2 protein-coding genes are annotated in these 2,481 nt (G+C 74.2%); both read right to left on the bottom strand.

Features of this window, described 5'->3' with window-relative positions; all coding sequences use genetic code 11:
* Positions 1-174: PucR family transcriptional regulator ligand-binding domain-containing protein (locus tag AC13HU_RS35630; protein WP_483046145.1), on the bottom strand; the 174-nt coding region annotated here is incomplete at its 3' end.
* Positions 175-256: 82 nt separating this feature from the next.
* A partial coding sequence (locus AC13HU_RS35625) for a type IV secretory system conjugative DNA transfer family protein (protein ID WP_483046144.1) occupies positions 257-2,481 on the bottom strand: 2,225 nt, incomplete at its 5' end.

The following is a 2,481-nucleotide window of genomic DNA, read 5'->3' as shown; positions in this document are numbered from 1 at the left end:
GTCCAGCTTCAGCCCGGTGGTGAGCAGCAGTTCCCCGCCCTCCAGATACGGCGCCGGGTCCTCCAGCTCGCTGGTGTGCACCCAGCGCACCTCGGCGCCCAGCCGGCCGCCCGAGGCGAGCACGGTGAGCTTGAGCGACGTGTGATGCGCGAGCGACGCTAGCGTGAGAGGCATGCCTACCTGGTGCCGTTCGGAGACGGAGATCTGCCGACCGGTCGCCGACACCCTGGATTCTCCCGCACCGTACCGCAACCCCTCACGTTCGCAGGTCGACCAGCACCGGCGGCGCGTGCTCCCCCGCGGTCGTCGTCAACGACACCACCGCGTGTCCCACGGGCACCTGCTGGGCCAGATCCGACGCCGACCACCGCTCCCGCTCCACCTCGCGCACGGTGACCGACTCGGTGGTGACGACCTCCCCGGTGAACAGCCGCCGCACGCCGCGGCTCAGCCGCCTGGGCAGCCCGCCGGACTGGTCGGGGGTCCGGGTGATGTCGCGGGTCTGGACCCGCATGGTGCCCCACGTCTCGGAGAAGAACCGGCCGTCGCGGGGCGAGACCCCGGCGAACACCATCCGGCAGCCCACCGCGCCGACCACGGCGCCGCGCAGCCCCTCCGGCAGCGCGTCCAGCGAGCGCAGCCCGAACAGCGCGCCCGCGTTGAGGCCGCGCAGCGACGGCAGCGCGCGCAGCGTTCCTTCCGACAGCGCGTGGGCGGCGTCGTCGACCACGACGCAGGCGAACAGCGAGCGGTCCCGGCGCGCGGCGACCGCGGCGGTGAACTGGGCGAGGAGCAGCCGGACCAGTATCCGGGACGCCTCGGCGTGGCCGCGTTCGGGCAATTCCACCCGGACCCGCAGCGCATAGCCCAGCGGGTGGTCCGGCGCGTGCATCGCGAACGGCCGGCGCCGCCCCGACGTGTCGAAGAACCCGGCGAACGCGGGCCGGTCGAGCACCCCGATGCGGTCCGCGAGTTCGGCGCCGATGTCGCCGGACCGGGCACTTTGCCGCTCCCGCGCGTCGAGTTCGCGCACCAGGCCCGGCTTGCCCACCGCGTCGACCGCCTCGCGCAGCGCCGCGAACGCGTGCGGCAGGCCCTCCAGCAGTTCGCGCAGCACGGGCACGGACGGGAACCGGCCGTGCGCGGCGGCGTACGGGGCGAGCAGCTGGCCGAGCGCCGTGGCAGCCCGGCGCTGCTCGTTCTCCGGCCCGTCGATCAGCGCCTCGGCGAGCAGCGCGGCCGCCACGTCGGGATCGGTGCTGCCGCCGTACAGGTCGAGGTCGTCCCGCGAGGCGGGGTCGGCCAGCGAGATCACCATGTCGTACGCCTCGGCCGGGCCGAGGTCGACATCGGCGCCCGCGATCGCCACCACCGCGGCCTTGCCGGCGAGCGCCTGAAGGCACAGCGACTCGACCACCGGGCGCATCAGCAGCCGGCTCTTGCCGGCGCCGGGCGGCCCGACGGCCAGCAGCCCGGTGCCGAGCACGCCCGGGTCGAGGGCGACGCCCGCGCCGCGGTACTGGTAGCCGTTGCGCTTGTCCTCCACGCCCCGGCCGATCCGCACCTGGCTGCCGAGCAGGTCGTGGTCGGCGGTCCGCCGCGGCACGTCCCGGTTACCGGACGGGTGCACCATCGCCGCCCCGCCGAGTTGCAGCACCCCGTCGGCGAACTCCTGCGCGCCCTCGCGCCGTCCGTGCACCAGCTGCCACGACTGCCGCACCCGCACGCAGTCCACGTCGTTCATCCGCCCGGTCCGCACCTCCTGCGCCAGCCGGTCGGCCACCGAGCCGTACCCGGCCTGCCGCAGCTCGGACCACTCGGCGGGCGCGGGGAGCGCCACGGGGTCGGCGGGTCCCTGCTTCGGTACGGCCCCGGGGCCGTACGGCTGCTGCCCGTTCGCGGCGGAACGCCCCCGCAGCAGCTCGGCCCAGCGCCCGTACTTGGCGGCGACCACTGCCACGAGCAGCGCGACGATCGCGTCGACCTCGTACTCCACCCGCAGGGCCGCCTGCGTGCCGTGCTGGAAGGACGACGGCGGGTAGAACGGCAGTATCAGCGACATCAGTGGCAGGAACTTCTTGTCGCTGAGCACCCAGACACACACGCCGATCACCGCGGCCGCCACCGCTCTGGCGCGCGGTTCGTGCAGGTAGCGCCTGCCCACCTCCCGCCAGCTGCCGATCCGTGCGAAGTAGTGGGTGATCAGCGCCAGCCAGAGGCACTCGTACACCGCTGCGGCGAACTGGCCCGGCCGCGAGGGACGGCTGCCGTGCCACCACGTATCCGGGGTGAGCATGGTCAGCGGGCGCTTCCAGAGCGGGACGTAGCCGTTCTTCATCAGCGACCACAGCAGGAACCCGCACACCAGCGCCAGCACCGCTCCCCCGATCAGCCGCCGATCGGTCATCCGATCGGGGTCGTCCGGCGGCCGGGGTACGTGCCCGTTGGCATAGATGCCGGGCGCGTCGGACACGCGCGGGG

It is taken from the genome of Streptomyces sp. NH27 (assembly GCF_056859195.1).
Note: the sequence above shows the minus strand (reverse complement) of the source record. Positions and strands in the feature narration are given on the sequence as shown.